The organism is Oceanobacillus halophilus (assembly GCF_003628505.1).
GTDB classification, from domain to species: Bacteria; Bacillota; Bacilli; order Bacillales; family Amphibacillaceae; genus Oceanobacillus; species Oceanobacillus halophilus.
Window position 1 is genome coordinate 18,596 of sequence record NZ_RBZP01000006.1, and the last position, 16,577, is coordinate 35,172.

Consider the following 16,577-nt stretch of genomic DNA (forward strand, 5'->3'; position numbering starts at 1 on the left):
TTTTACATTTTGTTAATATCCTTAATTCAGTATAGAGTAGCTCTCGCTTACACGTAAGTTGTGTATAACTTGTGTATAAAATTGTATTTATCCACAACAAAACTAATAATCTAGAAACCTTTATCTTTATCATCTATATTATTTACAGTTAGAAAACCTATTAAAAGAACATTCGACATTAACTATATACTAGCAGATAAATTTCTACTAGTTATATTATCCACAAATCTATCAACTTATCCCCAGATCAAGCAACACATCCATATGATATTAACAACTTATACACATGTTAATTACCTTGGGCAAATAATTCTTTTTTCCGCCATTTCCCATAACGGAAATATAAGAAGGCAAAGGCACTGCTAATGAGAAAACTGGAACCCATCCCGATTGCAATTCCAATCTCGCCAAACATATTTGCAAATAGTGCAGTCAGTGGGAAACGCAATACCCAAAAGGAAATAATATTTAGAACAAGTACCTGATACATTGCACCAGCTGCACGAACAATCCCATTTAGCACAAAATTTATACCTAAGAACGGATAACAGAGTGCAATAATTTGCAAATACAACGTACCAAACTGAACAGCCTCTTCTTCTCGAATAAATAATCGAACACCATATTCAGCCAAGAACACAACTAAAATACCAACTAAAATCATCATAGATAGGTTATATAATACTCCATATTTAGCTATTTTTCCTACCCGAGACCAATTTTTCACACCGATGTTTTGGCCTGCCATACTACCTACAGCTGTACTCAGTGCATGAGCTGGCAATAATAATAAACTATCCAAACGTTGAGCTGCACTAAATCCAGCAACTACCCCAGCACCAAACGTAGTCACTACACTCATGATGGCAGCTGAACCTGCAGAGATTACTGCCATCTGAAGTCCGGAAGGGATACCTAGATTTAAAATTAGTTTCACTTCATACCACGAAGGCAATTTCGGTAATGTAAAAGGTGCAAGTTTGCTATAGAGTACGTAAATAGTTCCATATAGGAATGCCGTTCCTTGGGAAACCACCGTTGCTAAAGCAGCCCCCTCTACCCCCCAGTTAAAAACAGATATAAAAACAGGGTCAAGAACAACATTCATCAATACTGCAATAATAACAAAGTTCATTGGTGTCTTACTGTCACCAAGTGCACGAAGAACGGTACTTATAAAGTTATAACCAAATAAGAATAAAATACCCAGGAAAGTAATTCTCAAATAACTGTTTGCTTCAGCCATCATGCTCTCCGGAGTCCCTAAGAGATTCAAAAAACCGTTTGAAAATATGAAACCAGTTATCCCAAGTGTTAAAGCAATAAGTGTTAATAACACAACAAACGCATTTAAATAACGCTTTAAGCCTTCTTCATTGTCACGGCCTTTTTGCTGAGAGAGTATCGTCAATGCAGCATTATTTAAACCTATGACAAAAGAAAGTACGGTAAATATAATCGTACTGCTTACTGCAACGGCCCCCAATGCATTTGCCCCTAACAAGTTACCAATCCATAGACTATCAATAAACTGATAAGACGTTTGCAATAGATTGGCTAGCATAATCGGACCAGAAAATACAATCAATTGCTTTAAAATATTCCCTTGTGTAAAATCATGCTGCTTTTTCATTGTTTAAACCAGCTTTCTATTGTTAAAAGTTATATCATATCACTGAAGATAAATTAAAATCCACTCTGGAAATACACTTTGCTTTCCACGAAAGAAGACTTCTATATCATATCAATTCTATCTCATTTTAGCATAAGGACAGCGAGGCGAAAATAATTAGAACTGCCTATTTACGTATCATTACAAAATGAAAAAATGACCAGAACTAATTCTAGTCATTTTTCATGTTGCGAATCATGTTATGCCTGACTTCCTGCTTTTTGATTTTTATCCTCAGATTTCCCTTTTGTCATAAATTGAATCACAAGAAGAACAACAAAGATTCCAAAACCAATTAAATCTGTATTACCTTCTGGGTAAACAAGCATCAGGCCAGTTATGACAGTAATAATTCGTTCAACCCAATGTAGTTTTCGATACCAGAAGCCTATGAGTCCGGCCCCAATTGCTATCATTCCCACTATTGCCGTAATTAGGGAGAGAACTATCTCACCGGCATGTGCATCAATCATTAATAATTGCGGATTTAACACGAACATATACGGAATGATATATGCAGCAATAGCTAATTTTGAGGCATTAAAGCCCGTTCTAATAGGCTCTCCACCTGATATCCCAGTAGCCGCAAAAGCAGCAAGAGCAACTGGTGGTGTAATATCTGCCACAATTCCGAAGTAAAATACAAACATATGTCCAGCTAAGACTGGAATAGCTACTTCTAACTGATCATTTAAAGCTAAGATAGCAGGTAAGGCAATAGTTGATGTGATAATATAGTTCGCCGTTGTTGGCGATCCCATTCCCAAGATAATAGAAGTAATCATCGTAAAGAATAGCGTTAATAGTAATTGTAATTCTACTGTATTAGCTAATGCTCCTGCAATATCAACAAGTCCATTACCTAATTTCAAGCCCAATCCAGTTTTGGTTACAACTCCAACAATGATACCAGCACATGCGGTTGCAGCAGCTACACCTAATGCGGTGCGCGCACCAGTTGTTAATGCATCCACAATCTTAGTAATGGTGAACTTCCCATCTTTTAAGAACATATTGGTTTCTTTACTAAATAGGCTCACAAGAATTGTTATACCAATACCATAAAGAGCAGTACGTTCAATACTGAATCCTTCAAATAACAGATAAACGATAGCTATGATAGGTAATAATAAATAGATTTTCTTAAATACAGCTTTTCGATTAGGCATCTCCTCTTTGGAAAGTCCAGTCAGACCTAAACGTTTGGCTTCTAAGTGTGTCATAATCCAGATACCTGAAAAGTATAGAGCAGCTGGTATTACTGCTGCCTTGGCAATATCCCAATAACCTACACCGGCAAATTCAATCATAAGGAATGCAGCGGCACCCATTATTGGTGGCATAATTTGTCCACCAGTTGAGGAAGCAGCTTCTACTGCACCAGCAAAGTTAGGTCTATAGCCTAACCTTTTCATCATTGGGATTGTATAAGAACCAGTTGTAACCGTGTTGGCAACAGAACTTCCAGAGATTGTACCGTTTAGAGCACTCGAAAAAATAGCAACTTTGGCCGGTCCACCCACTCTGCGACCAGCAATCGCAATTGCCAAATCATTAAAGTACAAGCCAACACCACTTTGCACTAGAAAAGCACCGAATAAAAGGAACAGGAAGATATATGTTGAGGATACCTGTAAAGGAGTACCTAAAATACCTTCTGTTGTAAAGAACATGGAGTTAATCAACTGGCTAAGATTAAGTCCCCTATGAGCCAGCATACCTGGCATATAAGGTCCGAAGTAAGCATAGATAAGGAAGAATATAGCAATAATAGTGATTGGTAATCCAACCGCACGTCTAGTAGCCTCTAAAACTAGCAGAATTGCTACTCCACCAACAACCATCTGAGCTTCATTAATTCCGCCAATTTGCTGCACAAGTGTATCGTAGAAGATTGGCCAATAACTTGCAACCAAGATAGACAGGATAACTAAGATCCAGTCATACCAAGCTACACCATCTTTCTTCGTACCTCGTTTAGCAGGAAATAATAAATATATTAGCGATAAAGCAAAACCTAGGTGAATGGTACGTTGTATATAAGCTGTATACGCTCCAAAGGCACCTGTATATAATTGGAATAAAGAAAATGCAATGAGACCAATAAATACGAGCCAGCTCGCGAAGCCTTTAAGCTTTCGTGTGTTTGCCTCTGCATCATATTTTTCCAGCAACTTTTGCTGTTCTTTTTCTGTTAATTGCACTTTATCCTTATTTTCACTCATGTATGTTCACTCCTTTCAAGTATTCCCAAAGTGAAATCCTTTCCACTTTCAACTTGAACCAGGCACCTGGCTCAAAGTATTCATTAAACCAAACCATTTTTTCATTTGGTTCTTTCCCCCAAACTAGGCGATTTTCCGAAACTGTTTTTCCATTTCTTATATTTATAGAAGGAAATACATTGTCTATATCTTTTATATAATACTTTCCATCTTCATATACAAATGATTCGCCATCTTCAGCATTCGAAGGCATTCCTATTCCGAATTCTTCATAAACAAACTCATATTGTTTTATTTCAAAATCATCAGTAACCTTATATTTTTCGACTACATCTGTTAAATGGATAGAATGCTTAAAGATGATTTGGAAAGTATCACCTTTTTGAATGGGTAAAAATGCTTCTATATTGTCAGTATTCTCTTTATAAAAAACTAAGGCGGTACGAAAGGGCACAAATAATAAGGTGAGTAGGATGAGCAGAATGATAATGGAAAGAAGTGTTTTTTGTAACTTCATGAAATGTTCCACCTTTTCGTATCCATGTACAGTTGGGGTTATGCAAATTAAGAAAAGTTAAAATAAAATAGCCGGCAGCAAACACCTATACCTGATAGGATTAACAGCCGGCCATTTATGTCATATATTGACTATATTTTACTCAATCAGTCCTTCTTCTTGGAAGTACTTCTCAGCACCTGGATGCAAGTCAATACCAACACCGTCTAAGGCAGATTCAGGAGTTATGAATTCAGCTTTAGCGTGTGTGATTGCATCGGTATTATCAAATATAGCTTTTGTAATATCATACACTACATCTTCAGATAACGTATCTGTTACAGCAAGCATTGCTAGAACAGCAACCGTCGTAACTTCTTCTTCAAGCCCGTATGTTCCAGCTGCAATTGTATCTTCCGCATAGTAAGGATATTGATCGACTAGCTCAGCAATTTTTTCTTCAGCAATAGGAACGATACTTACATCAGCAGTAGCACCTAAGCCTTCAACTGCACCTGTTGGCGTACCAGCAGTAATGAATGCAGCATCAATATTACCATCTTGAATTCCACCTGTTGACTCACCAAAGTCTAGATTTTGTGCGTCAATATCATCCATGGTTAAGCCATGAACTTCTAAGATTTGTTCCGCATTAATATACGTACCTGATCCTGGAGCACCTACAGAAACCGTTTTCCCTGCCAAATCTTCCACAGATTCAATTCCTGATTGTGGAGTTGTAACAATTTGAATCGTTTCTGGGTAAAGGGATGCTACAGCTAAGACATTATCAACTGGGTTTCCGTCAAATGCATTGATTCCTTCAGCTGCATTCGCTACAACGTCTGTTTGGACGAACGCTAACTCTGTTTCTCCTTCTTGTAGAGAGATTACGTTATCAGCAGAAGCATTAGAGGAAACAGCATCTGTTTGAATACCCGTTTCATCTGTAATAATACTAGCCATCTCACCACCTAGTGGATAGTAAGTACCGCTTGTCCCACCTGTATACATACTTAAGAATTCAGGTGTACCTTCACTATCTCCACCCTCATTATCCCCACCTCCACATGCGGTCAGGATTAAGGAAATTACTAAAACCGTTACAAACGACAAGAGTGTTTTCTTTTTCATTTATAGTCCCCCTTTTTCTCATACTTTTTTTCATTTTATTATATAAATCAATCTGTTGTCAAACAATACAGCGCTTTATGACATTGTTGAATAACAAAAACAAAAAACATAAATTTCGTACTAGCTATCATATAATGATAGAAACTTTAATACTAAAGGAGTAGAAAGCCTATGATGAATGTACCACTGACCATCGGTTCCATGCTGGAGCATGCTGAGAAGTTTTTCCCAAAAAAACAAGTCATCTCCCAAACACATGACAGACTCCATTATCTTACATATAAGGAAATAGGAGAACGAACAAGGAAGTTAATGAGCATATTAGATAAATTAGGCACAAAAAAAGGAGACAAAATTGGTACACTAGCATGGAATCATCATCGACACCTGGAAATATACTTTGCCGCACCAGGATTCGGAGCTGTCTTGCACACGATTAATATCAGACTATCGCCAGAACATATCATTTACATTATTAATCATGCCGAGGACAAAATACTCTTTATTGATGAAGATATCCTTCCATTAATTGAAAAAATCCATCCACAGTTAAAAACAGTAGAAGCATTTGTTGTTATGACAGATAAAAAGGATCTTCCAGTATCTAACTTAACACCTCTCTATTCCTACGAAGAACTACTAACAAAAGGGGATTCATCCTATTCTTTCCGAGACGATATGAACGAAAATGATCCGGCAGGCATGTGTTATACATCTGCAACAACCGGAAAACCAAAAGGAGTCGTATATACACACCGAAGTATCGTTCTACACAGCTATGCATTAGGATTAGCTGATTCTGCTGCTATTTCTGAATCTGATGTTTCCATGGCAGTAGTCCCACAATTTCACGTTAATGCTTGGGGGACACCATTTGCCTGTACCTGGTTTGGTTCCACACAAGTATTTCCTGGTCCGCAGTTTACTCCCAAGCGATTAGCAGAGTTTATTGAAAAATTCAACGTTACTATAACAGCAGGTGTTCCAACGATATGGTTAGGATTATTGCAAGTATTAGAGCAAGGGAGTTATGATACTTCAAGCTTACGAGCTGTTCTGTGTGGTGGATCTGCAGCTCCATTAGGTTTGATTAAAACATTCGAACAAAAATACAATATTCCGTTCTATCATGCTTATGGTGCAACAGAAACAACACCTTTAGTATCCTTTTCAAGACTAAAAAGTTATCAATTGGATTTATCGGAAGAAGAGAAGTTACATGAGCGTTCCAGGCAGGGAATCCTTGTCCCTGGTTTAGAAATGAAAGTTGTTGGAAGCGATGGTAATGAAGTTGCTTGGAATGACGAAGAAATGGGAGAACTTCTTCTTCGCGGTAACTGGATAGCCGATGAATACTATAAGGATGAAAGAAGTAAAGATGCCTTTACGGATGGTTGGTTCCATACTGGAGATGTCGTAACAGTCGATGAAGAAGGTACCATTAAAATTGTGGATCGTACAAAGGACTTAATCAAAAGCGGCGGGGAATGGATTTCTTCGGTCGATTTAGAAAACGCCATCATGGCGCATGAGTCTGTTTTCGAGGCATGTGTTGTTGCTGTACCAAGTATTAAGTGGCAAGAGCGTCCTGTAGCTTGTGTTGTTTTAAAAGAAGGGTATAAACAATCTGAGATGAAAGATACCATACTGGAATACCTGAAACCTCAATTTCCAAAGTATTGGCTACCGGATGACGTAATATTTTTTGAAGAAATTCCTAAAACTTCCGTTGGCAAATTTTTAAAACGCGAATTACGCGAACAAGTAAAAGGAGAACTAAAGATCGACTAAATACATTATGGCTATTGCACTATTTCAGCAATAGCCCATTCTATTTTATACTTTTCCTAAGTGTTGTGGAAAATAAATGTCGTAGTTTATACAGATTCCTGATTTATTTAATTAAGAATAGTTAGCTCTCGCTTTCACTTATGAATGTTTTCTGCTGACATTCGCTCCGGCAGAAGACTACGACAGCGAAGCATCGCACGAAGAAAATGTGCTTTTCATTTTCGAGGAGTCTCCGCATTCTGCCTCCGCTATTTTACATGCACTAGATATTATTAAAGCTAAACTTCATAATTTTACGTTTAGGGTAGTTGGTCCTCCTAGAATACAGAATTTTTCTAGCAAAAATTAAGTAGAGCAGGAACTAAGCGGAAATACACGGAGACTCCTTGAAAAAAGAAGACCACTTTTTTCTGCGTGCGATGTAACCCTGCCGAAGCGTTCCTTGTCCTGCGGGAAGAAGAGCAACGGTGAGACTACGTAGTGAGGGAACTACTTGAATAATCTTCCTTGTTCCCTTGCGCCGAGAAAGCCCGCTTCGAAGCACTACTGGAAGACGCAGGCGCACACGCTTTTTAGCACGAAGGAGGCTCACCAGCTCCCCGCGGAAAGCGTAGTATATTTCCGTAGCGAAGACAGAGCAGTATTCTGAATTACAAATATCAACATTCTATACAAAAAACAATCCAAGAAACACAGATTTGCTTAGACATCCATCACTTATAAACCTCAATAATCCAACACCAAAAATCCCTGCTACCTTAAACAGTAGCAGGGATAAATAGTTATTTACTCTCTAATTCTATTTTATATTGCTCAAATTCTTTCGTTGTACAAAGTACCCAGTGTCGAGGGCTAACTTCTCTGAACTTTGGCTCTTCACTCGTATCATGTACAGAAGGATCATAAGCAACACGCTCACGATTGCGCTCATATTCGGGGTCTGGTAGAGGAATTGCTGTAAGTAGCGACTTTGTATATGGATGAAGTGGATTGTTATATAACTCATCACTATCTGCAAGTTCGACCAGGTTACCTAAATACATAACGCCAATTCGATCACTAATATATTTAACCATGGATAAATCATGGGCAATAAATAAATACGTTAAACCGCGATCTTTCTGTAATTTTTTAAGCAAGTTCACTACCTGCGCCTGAATGGATACATCTAACGCAGAAATAGGTTCATCGGCAATAATAAGGTCTGGTTCCACAGCTAAAGCACGCGCTATACCAATACGCTGACGTTGTCCACCACTAAATTCATGCGGAAAACGACTGGCATGTTCCTTATTAAGTCCAACTACTTCTAATAATTCTTCCACACGCTCTTTTCTTTCTTTTTCATCCTTCACTAACTTATGAACATCTAAACCTTCAGCAATGATATCCATAACTGTCATACGTGGATTAAGAGAAGAGGATGGATCTTGGAAAATCATTTGCATTTTACGGTTAAATTTCAATAATTCTTCCTTTGATTTCTTTCCATGGACATCTTCGTTATCAAATTTAACTTCTCCACCTGTTGCTTCATATAGACGAATAATCGTACGGCCAGTTGTCGATTTACCACTACCTGATTCTCCAACTAAACCAAATGTTTCTCCTCTATAGATATCAAAAGAGACACCATCTACAGCTTTGACCGTTTTGTTACGACCAACTCTAAAATGCTTCTTTAGTTCTTTCACTTCTAAGATTTTATCTTCTGCCATTACTCCTCACCTCCAGTGTTTGCGAAGCCTTGCATTCGTTTTTTCACCGATTCAGGAGGTTCCATTTTTGGCGCATCTTCATGAAGTAACCATGTTGCAGCATAATGTGAATCAGAGACTTTAAACATAGGTGGCTCCATGACGCCATCAATTTCTAACGCAAATTTATTTCTTGGGGCAAAAGCATCTCCTTTTGGTGGATTCAACATATCAGGAGGGCTTCCTGGAATTGCATATAGTTCTTCGTCATCACTATCTAGCGTTGGCATGGAACCAAGCAATCCCCAAGTATATGGATGTTTTGGATTATAGAAAATATCGTCAACTGTCCCATATTCCACGATTTTACCAGCATACATTACCGCAACACGGTCGGCAACATTAGCTACCACACCAAGGTCATGCGTAATAAAGACAATCGCACTTTCTGTTTCCTTTTGAATATCCTTCATTAATTCCAGAATTTGTGCCTGAATGGTTACATCCAGTGCAGTTGTTGGTTCGTCGGCAATTAAAATTTTAGGATTACATGCTAAGGCAATTGCGATAACAACACGCTGACGCATCCCACCGGAAAATTGGTGCGGATATTGTTTCATGCGAATTTCAGGATTAGGAATTCCAACCTGATCTAAAAGTTCAATCGCTCTTTTCTTCGCATCCGTGCGGTTCATATTTTGGTGCTTAACTAGACCTTCAATTATTTGATTCCCAATTTTCATCGTTGGATTCAACGATGATAAAGGATTTTGAAACACCATCGAAATATCTTTCCCACGAATTTTTTGCATTTCTTTATTTGATTTTTTAACAAGATCTTCTCCTTCAAGAAGAATTTCTCCTGATTTAATAACACCCTGTGGTTTTGGAACAAGCCCCATTAACGCACTAGTAGTGACAGATTTTCCGGAACCTGATTCGCCTACGATTGCTAATGTTTCTCCTTTATCCAAATCAAAGCTTACACCTCGAACAGCTTGTACCTCACCATTGTAGGTGTTAAATGATACAGCTAAATCTTTTACTTCTAATAATTTACTCATTTAAACACACCTACCTTTATTATTTATGCATTTTAGGGTCGAAAGCATCACGTAATCCATCGCCAATCAGGTTAAATGCAATCATAATGACTGAGATTAGAATTGCAGGGAAAACGAGCATATATGGATAAAGCATAATATTATCGAATCCCGTATTAATTAGTGTACCTAAAGATGCATCTGGTGGAGTAATCCCCAATCCAATAAAGCTCAAGAATGCTTCAAAGAAGATAGCATCCGGAATATTAAACATGGTGTTGATAATAATAATTCCACTAATATTAGGTAACAAATGTTTTGTAATGACTTTCCAGTTAGACTGACCTAATGTTCTTGCTGCCAGTACATATTCCTGGTTTTTCTGCTTCATCACTTCCCCACGTACGATACGCGCCATACCTGTCCAACCAGTAATGGTTAAAGCAATGACGATGGAAGTAATTCCTGGGTCAAGAACGAGCATCATCAAAAGAATGATAACTAGATTTGGTATACCTACCAATACTTCTAAAATACGCATTAAGACGTCATCGACTTTACCGCCATAGTAACCAGCAATACCACCATAAGCTACACCAATCAATAGACTAATGGCTGCAGCAATAAATGCAATAAGTAATGAAACAGTTGTACCATCCCATAATCTAGTCCATTGGTCACGGCCCAGTGTATCTGTACCTAACCAATAGTATTGATCTTGCATATCTTTTGCTTCATAGACATGATATGTGGCCTTCACTTCAGCTGAATTTCTGCTCCCGTCACCTTCGTCAAGAACCTCTATATCAATAAATTCCTCTTGATTACTATATCGTGATATAGCATTCGTTGTTGCTTGTTCTACCGTGTCACCTTGGAACTCATCACTTAGGACTCCAGTAAAACCTGACCAAGAAATATTCTCCAACACAGGTACTCTCGCTGGCAATTTTGCTCGAGATAAGTCCTGGTCGTCAATCCCATGGTCGTTCATTCCAGGTCCGACAAAACTCATTATAATAATTAGAACCAACGTAATCATGCTGACTACTGCTAGTTTGTTTTTAAAGAAAGTTCGTCTAGCATCCTGTAAAAACGTTCTGCTTGGACTGGAGATTTTTTCACTCGTATCCTCTTTCTGCTTCATTGGGACAAGAAGGTCTTTTATTTCTTTGTTTTCCATATTAACTATCCCCTCCGCTAATTCTAATTCTAGGATCAATTAGTCCATACAGAAGGTCAATTATTAGAATGATTCCAATGAATAACGCAGCAAACATGAGCGTTGTACCCATAATAGTTGGATAATCATTAACCATAACTGAATTTACAAACTGTTCCCCGATTCCAGGGATAGCAAAAATTTGCTCAATAACCATTGATCCAGTCATTAAACTCACTGCCATTGGACCAATAACGGTTACTAATGGAATTAACGCATTACGTAAACCGTGTTTAAATACAATTCCAGGTTCTGACACACCTTTTGCACGAGCAGTCGTAATAAAGTCTGAACCTAAGACCTCTACCATTTCTGTTCTTACAAAACGGGCAGCAGTCGCCATTGGAAAGATCATCAGTGCAATGGTAGGTAGTATTGAATGTTCAAAACTCCCCCACAAAGCAACTGGGAACCACTCCAATTCTGCAGCAAATACGTACTGTAGAAGACCTGCAAACACGAAGTTGGGGATGGATGTACCTAATACGGCGATAACAGTTGAGGTATAATCAAGAAAGCCATTATGTGAAATAGCCGCGATCAGACCTAATAAAACACCTAATATGGTCCCTACCACAAGTGCTTGAGCACCTAATTGTGCCGATGGTCCAATTCGGTCCATTAAAATGTCTGTAACCGGTGTGTTACTAAATGCAAAGGAAATACCTAAATCCCCTTGTACTAAACCACCGAGATAATTCACATATTGTACCGGTATTGGATCATTTAATCCATATTTTTCTAGAACAATCGCTTGTTGTTCTTCACTTAATTTATCTTCCGCGTTAAGCGGGCTTCCTGGCAACAACTTCATTAAAAAGAAGGATAATGTTGCAATGATGAATAATGTAATCAACATATACATTACTCGTCGTAAAATATAACGAACCATTCTCGCACCTCCCAAATTATATAGTTAAATCCAAAAATGAGAAATGTTCATTATTATAAGATATTTTTGCTACAAGTGAACAAGAGAGTATGTTCAAAGACATACTCTCTTGTTGATTTTAGCATAACTATGCATTTTTGAACCAAATTAATTATTCTGCAGATCCAACGCTCGCCCATTTATATTCATACGTTGCCCCAAATGGATTCACAAATACGCCTTCCACTTTTGGAGAAATTAACTGTGCCATTGCACTTTGGTAAATAGGAGCTATTGCTGCATCTTCAAACAAGATATTTTCTGCTTCTAAGAAGTTTTCGTAACGAGCAGGATTATCAGTAGCTAGAGTTGTTTGAGCTTCTTCTAGTAAAGCATCGTACTCTTCATTAGAATAACTCATCTTATTGTTTCCACCATCTGTTACCCATAGGCTTAAGAAAGTATATGGATCAAGATAGTCTGGACCCCAACCAGCAACTTGGATATCATAATCCTGTGCAGTATCTGCATCTAAACGTTGCTCAAATGGAACGTTTTTCAATGTTACTTCAAGACCTGGTAGATTTGTTGATAATTGGTTAGCAATGTATTCGTTCATTACTTTAGATGTTTCTGTATCTCCACCAAGTAGTTCAAGTTCTACTGTATCCGTTCCTAATTCTTCTAGAGCTGTTTCCCAATATTCTTGTGCTGCTTCTACATCATAAGTCATTAAGTCTCCACTTACTTCACGGAAGTCCTCACCAGTTTCTGGCATTGGAGTGAAGTCAGCTGGAACTAAGCCATTCGCAACAATTGAACCGTTATTTAGGATTTCATTAACTAATGCATCTTTATCGAAAGCACGAGCAATTGCATGGCGTACATTCTCATTAGCTAATTCGTCGCTTCGTTTTTGATTCAACTTGAGGTAGAATACAGATGTTTCTGGTGTTACTGCGTAATCTTCATGAGTAGAGTATTGGTCTACTAAGTCAGAAGAAATACCAGCGCGATCGACGGAACCTTCTTCATATAGCCTTACTGAAGTTGTTGGATCTTTAACAACTACATGGTTAATTCTGTCTAATTGTACAGTATCAGCATCCCAGTAGCTTTCATTTTTAACAAGATCCCATTCATTTGCTGTACTTGTCCAATTTTCTAATGTATATGGACCATTAAATAATAGTGTATCAGTACTTGTTGCAAAATCGTCACCTTGTTCTTCTACAAATTCTTCATTTAATGGCATGAAAGTACCAAATGAAGTTAAAGACTCAAAGTATGGAGTTGGATTTTCTAGTTCTACCACTAAAGTATAGTCATCTTCTGCAGTCACACCTAGTTCGTCCAGTTCAGCTTCTCCAGAGTTAACTGCTACTGCATTTTTAATAACTCCACCCATCATGTATGGGCCATACTCAGATCCAGTTGCAGGATCAACAGCACGCTGCCAAGCATATACAAAGTCATGAGCCGTAACAGGGTCACCATTAGACCATGTTGCATCTTCACGTAAGTTAAATGTCCATGTAAGACCATCATCACTTACTTCATGATCTGTTGCAATACCTTCAACAGGTTCTGAATTTTCATCTAAACGATATAGACCTTCCATTGTAGAACCGATGAATTGGAAACCATATTCGTCAGTTGCCATGGATGGATCCATAGAAGGAATTGCATCTCCATTGATAAAATTAAGTACTTGTTCCCCTTCTTCTGCTGGTTCTTCAGCAGTTTCCTCTGTACCTTCAGCTGATTCAGCTGATTCTCCAGATTCTTCTGTATCATCGCCACCACATGCAGCTAATACAGCTAATAATAAACCTAGAATTACTAATAATGCCCAATTTTTCAGCTTCATTTCTTCGCCCTCCCTGTAGTTGTTTTTTTCTGAAAATTTCAGAAATAAAAGCCGTATGAAAAAGTTAACATAGTGAATTATACCCCTACTTTGTGCATCTTGTAAATAGCTTTTTTAAAAAATCTTAAAATTTTTATTAATAACTTAACAGATTTCGACAAAATATTTGTCAATTCCGACAAATGTCACTTTAACTATTTACACTTTTTTCCAAAATCTCTTTTACGTTACTTGTGAGAAAAATAACAATACGAACTTGTAGTGATGGTGTGATATACTGAATGTAATTTCTAAATTAAAGGTGTTATACAAATGAATAAAAAAGGTATCTATCTAAGTATAAATGTATTGTTGATCTTAATTCTATTTATTACACAAGCTGCTTTTAACCTCGTAAATTTGATCAATGCAGTTTTTTATGTGAGCTTTGCAAACTTAATCATTATGCTTTTCTTATATACAGTGAGAGGCGGCTTTTACGATGGAATTACGTTCAGTTTTAGAAGGTTTTGGAGTATTATGTCACCAAGTAAAGATTATATGGATGAATGGAAAGAGAAACCTATGCCTTCGGAGAAAACAAATGAATCATTTTATGCACAAATAAAATTCCAAACAACTGTTTTATTCACTTTTTTTGCGTTTTTACTCTTGATATATTATATTTTCTAAACTTCAAAATGAAAGCAGGACAGTCATCATACAAATGTGACTGACCTGCTTTTTCTTACATATTATTCTTCACTTCCAACGCTTGCCCATTTATATTCATATGTTGCGCCAAATGGGTTAACAAACACTCCTTGTACTCTCGGTGACACAAGCTGCGCCATTGCTTTTTGGTAAATTGGGGCGATTGCTGCATCTTCGAATAGGATTTTCTCTGCTTCTAGGAAGTTTTCGTAGCGAGCAACATTATCTGTTGCCAACTCCTTGCCAGCTTCTTCTATTAAAGAATCGTATTCTGTGTTAGAGTATCCCATCATGTTATTTCCGCCATCTGTTACCCATAAGTCCATGAAAGTGTTTGGATCAAGGTAATCAGGTCCCCATAAGGAAATTTCTAGTTCATAATCCATATTGGAATCCAAAGATAAGCGTTGCTCGAAAGGTACATTCTTCAATTTGACTGATAAACCAGGTAAATTGGATGATAGTTGGTTTGCAATATACTCATTACTTATCTTTGCATTCTCGCTATCATCACCAAGTAATTCCAGTTCAATGGAATCTACACCTAATTCTTCTAATCCCTTTTCCCAGTACTTTTGGGCTTCTTCTACATCATAGGTAACGAGATCTCCGCTTACATCACGGAAGTCCTCACCTGAATCAGGCATAGGAACAAAATCTGCAGGAACTAGTCCATTTGCAACAATTGAACCATTGTTTAAGATTTCATCTACTAACGCTTGTTTGTCGAAAGCTCGACTAAGGGCTGCACGGATATTGGTATTTGCAAGTGCTTCATTACTTGTTTGATTCATCTTAATAAAGGCAACGCCAGTATCTGGTGTTACTCGATAATCCTCGTGCGATAAATATTGGTCAACTAGGTCTGACGAAATGCCTGCACGATCTATTTCGCCTTGTTCATATAATCTAACTTGTGTAGTAGCATCCTTAATCACGACATGATTAATTCTGTCCACTTGTACAGTATCAGCATCCCAGTATTCTTCGTTCTTAACTAAATCCCATTCATTTGCTGTACTTGTCCAATTTTCCAAAGTAAACGGTCCATTAAACAATAACGTCTCTGTACTTGTAGCAAATTTGTCTCCCTGTTCTTCTACAAAGTTTTGATTCAATGGCATGAAAGTACCAAATGTTGTAAGTGTTTCAAAATACGGTGTTGCATTCTCTAATTCAACAACTAATGTATAGTCATCTTCTGCTGAAACCCCTAACTCTTCAATTGGGACATCTCCAGCATTAACTGCATCTGCATTTTTTATTACGCCACCCATCATGTATGGTCCATATTCCGAACCTGTATCAGGTGCAACTGCGCGTCTCCAGGCGTATACAAAATCATTGGCAGTTACAGGGTCCCCATTAGACCACTTTGCATCTTCACGTAATTCAAATGTATAAGTTAAACCATCTTCACTTACTTCATGATTTATCGCAATACCTTCTACAGGCTCTGCATTTTCATCTAAGCGATATAGACCTTCCATAGTAGAACCGATGAATTGGAAACCATATTCATCCGTTACCATGGATGGATCCATGGAAGGAATGGTATCTCCATTAATAAAGTTTAATACTTTCTCCCCGGTATTTTCCCCAGTAGAAGTATTGTTATTTTCTTCATTATCACTTGTACCACACGCTGTAAGTGCGATTAGCAATAACCCTAAGACTACTAGACGTAGCCAGCTTTTCAATCTCATTAAAGCATCCTCCTAAGTGTTGAATTTCTCATGATGTTTCTTTCTAAAAAAGAGAAACAATTAAAGCGCAACATATAAAATTATACCCTTCCATTTAAAATACTGTAAAGGGTTTAGTAGGTACTGTCTATCCTTATTATGGCACTTTGTGTCAAAA

The 16,577-nt window shown here is 37.7% G+C and carries 12 protein-coding genes; 2 read left to right on the top strand and 10 right to left on the bottom strand.

Annotated features, from left to right (window positions below):
• Nucleotides 1-289: 289 nt before the first annotated feature.
• From D8M06_RS09485 to D8M06_RS09500, 4 genes are all read right to left on the bottom strand, one after another.
• Nucleotides 290-1,633, bottom strand: a complete 1,344-nt coding sequence (locus D8M06_RS09485; protein WP_121204163.1) for an MATE family efflux transporter — start codon at nt 1,631-1,633, stop codon at nt 290-292.
• A gap of 239 nt (nt 1,634-1,872) precedes the next feature.
• Nucleotides 1,873-3,897: a TRAP transporter permease gene (locus D8M06_RS09490; protein WP_121204164.1), complete on the bottom strand. Its 2,025-nt coding sequence runs from the start codon at nt 3,895-3,897 to the stop codon at nt 1,873-1,875.
• On the bottom strand, nt 3,890-4,414 hold the full coding sequence (locus D8M06_RS09495) for a DUF1850 domain-containing protein (RefSeq protein WP_121204165.1): 525 nt from the start codon (nt 4,412-4,414) through the stop codon (nt 3,890-3,892). Before D8M06_RS09495 ends, D8M06_RS09490 begins: the two co-directional genes overlap by 8 nt.
• 138 nt (nt 4,415-4,552) lie before the next feature.
• Complete coding sequence (locus D8M06_RS09500) at nt 4,553-5,527, bottom strand: TAXI family TRAP transporter solute-binding subunit (RefSeq protein WP_121204166.1); 975 nt, start codon at nt 5,525-5,527, stop codon at nt 4,553-4,555.
• 171 nt (nt 5,528-5,698) lie between these two features.
• Here D8M06_RS09500 and D8M06_RS09505 point away from each other — a divergent pair, with 171 nt between their 5' ends.
• Nucleotides 5,699-7,318, top strand: coding sequence for a long-chain fatty acid--CoA ligase (locus D8M06_RS09505; protein ID WP_121204167.1), 1,620 nt, complete (start codon nt 5,699-5,701; stop codon nt 7,316-7,318).
• 782 nt (nt 7,319-8,100) lie between these two features.
• Here the strand turns inward: D8M06_RS09505 and D8M06_RS09510 are convergent.
• The 5 genes from D8M06_RS09510 to D8M06_RS09530 all read right to left on the bottom strand — a co-directional run bounded on the left by D8M06_RS09510 (nt 8,101) and on the right by D8M06_RS09530 (nt 14,021).
• Nucleotides 8,101-9,036 (bottom strand): ABC transporter ATP-binding protein, encoded by a 936-nt coding sequence (locus D8M06_RS09510; RefSeq protein WP_121204168.1) that lies wholly within the window; start codon nt 9,034-9,036, stop codon nt 8,101-8,103.
• The gene (locus D8M06_RS09515) at nt 9,036-10,079 is read right to left on the bottom strand and encodes an ABC transporter ATP-binding protein (RefSeq protein ID WP_121204169.1); all 1,044 of its coding nucleotides are present in this window, start codon (nt 10,077-10,079) and stop codon (nt 9,036-9,038) included. The genes D8M06_RS09510 and D8M06_RS09515 overlap by 1 nt, the downstream gene beginning before the upstream one ends.
• Nucleotides 10,080-10,098: 19 nt before the next feature.
• Complete coding sequence (gene opp3C / locus D8M06_RS09520; RefSeq protein WP_121204170.1) at nt 10,099-11,241, bottom strand: oligopeptide ABC transporter permease; 1,143 nt, start codon at nt 11,239-11,241, stop codon at nt 10,099-10,101.
• Between the two features lies 1 nt (nt 11,242).
• Nucleotides 11,243-12,172, bottom strand: a complete 930-nt coding sequence (gene opp3b, locus D8M06_RS09525) for an oligopeptide ABC transporter permease (protein ID WP_121204171.1) — start codon at nt 12,170-12,172, stop codon at nt 11,243-11,245.
• A 151-nt stretch (nt 12,173-12,323) separates the two neighbouring features.
• Nucleotides 12,324-14,021 (bottom strand): peptide ABC transporter substrate-binding protein, encoded by a 1,698-nt coding sequence (locus tag D8M06_RS09530; RefSeq protein WP_121204172.1) that lies wholly within the window; start codon nt 14,019-14,021, stop codon nt 12,324-12,326.
• A gap of 312 nt (nt 14,022-14,333) precedes the next feature.
• Here D8M06_RS09530 and D8M06_RS09535 point away from each other — a divergent pair, with 312 nt between their 5' ends.
• Entirely contained in the window at nt 14,334-14,693 is a 360-nt protein-coding gene (locus tag D8M06_RS09535; protein ID WP_121204173.1) for a DUF3899 domain-containing protein, read from the top strand.
• A 62-nt stretch (nt 14,694-14,755) separates the two neighbouring features.
• On the opposite strand, the gene D8M06_RS09540 is transcribed toward D8M06_RS09535, so the two are convergent.
• The gene (locus D8M06_RS09540; RefSeq protein ID WP_121204174.1) at nt 14,756-16,420 is read right to left on the bottom strand and encodes a peptide ABC transporter substrate-binding protein; all 1,665 of its coding nucleotides are present in this window, start codon (nt 16,418-16,420) and stop codon (nt 14,756-14,758) included.
• Between the last annotated feature and the right edge of the window lie 157 nt (nt 16,421-16,577).

What these genes read in the sequence shown, in the direction of transcription:
- D8M06_RS09485 (WP_121204163.1), bottom strand. Translation starts at nt 1,633, where the DNA reads ATGAAAAAGCAGCATGATTTTACACAAGGGAATATTTTAAAGCAATTG.
- D8M06_RS09490 (WP_121204164.1), bottom strand. Translation starts at nt 3,897, where the DNA reads ATGAGTGAAAATAAGGATAAAGTGCAATTAACAGAAAAAGAACAGCAA.
- D8M06_RS09495 (WP_121204165.1), bottom strand. Translation starts at nt 4,414, where the DNA reads ATGAAGTTACAAAAAACACTTCTTTCCATTATCATTCTGCTCATCCTA.
- D8M06_RS09500 (WP_121204166.1), bottom strand. Translation starts at nt 5,527, where the DNA reads ATGAAAAAGAAAACACTCTTGTCGTTTGTAACGGTTTTAGTAATTTCC.
- D8M06_RS09505 (WP_121204167.1), top strand. Translation starts at nt 5,699, where the DNA reads ATGATGAATGTACCACTGACCATCGGTTCCATGCTGGAGCATGCTGAG.
- D8M06_RS09510 (WP_121204168.1), bottom strand. Translation starts at nt 9,036, where the DNA reads ATGGCAGAAGATAAAATCTTAGAAGTGAAAGAACTAAAGAAGCATTTT.
- D8M06_RS09515 (WP_121204169.1), bottom strand. Translation starts at nt 10,079, where the DNA reads ATGAGTAAATTATTAGAAGTAAAAGATTTAGCTGTATCATTTAACACC.
- opp3C (WP_121204170.1), bottom strand. Translation starts at nt 11,241, where the DNA reads ATGGAAAACAAAGAAATAAAAGACCTTCTTGTCCCAATGAAGCAGAAA.
- opp3b (WP_121204171.1), bottom strand. Translation starts at nt 12,172, where the DNA reads ATGGTTCGTTATATTTTACGACGAGTAATGTATATGTTGATTACATTA.
- D8M06_RS09530 (WP_121204172.1), bottom strand. Translation starts at nt 14,021, where the DNA reads ATGAAGCTGAAAAATTGGGCATTATTAGTAATTCTAGGTTTATTATTA.
- D8M06_RS09535 (WP_121204173.1), top strand. Translation starts at nt 14,334, where the DNA reads ATGAATAAAAAAGGTATCTATCTAAGTATAAATGTATTGTTGATCTTA.
- D8M06_RS09540 (WP_121204174.1), bottom strand. Translation starts at nt 16,420, where the DNA reads ATGAGATTGAAAAGCTGGCTACGTCTAGTAGTCTTAGGGTTATTGCTA.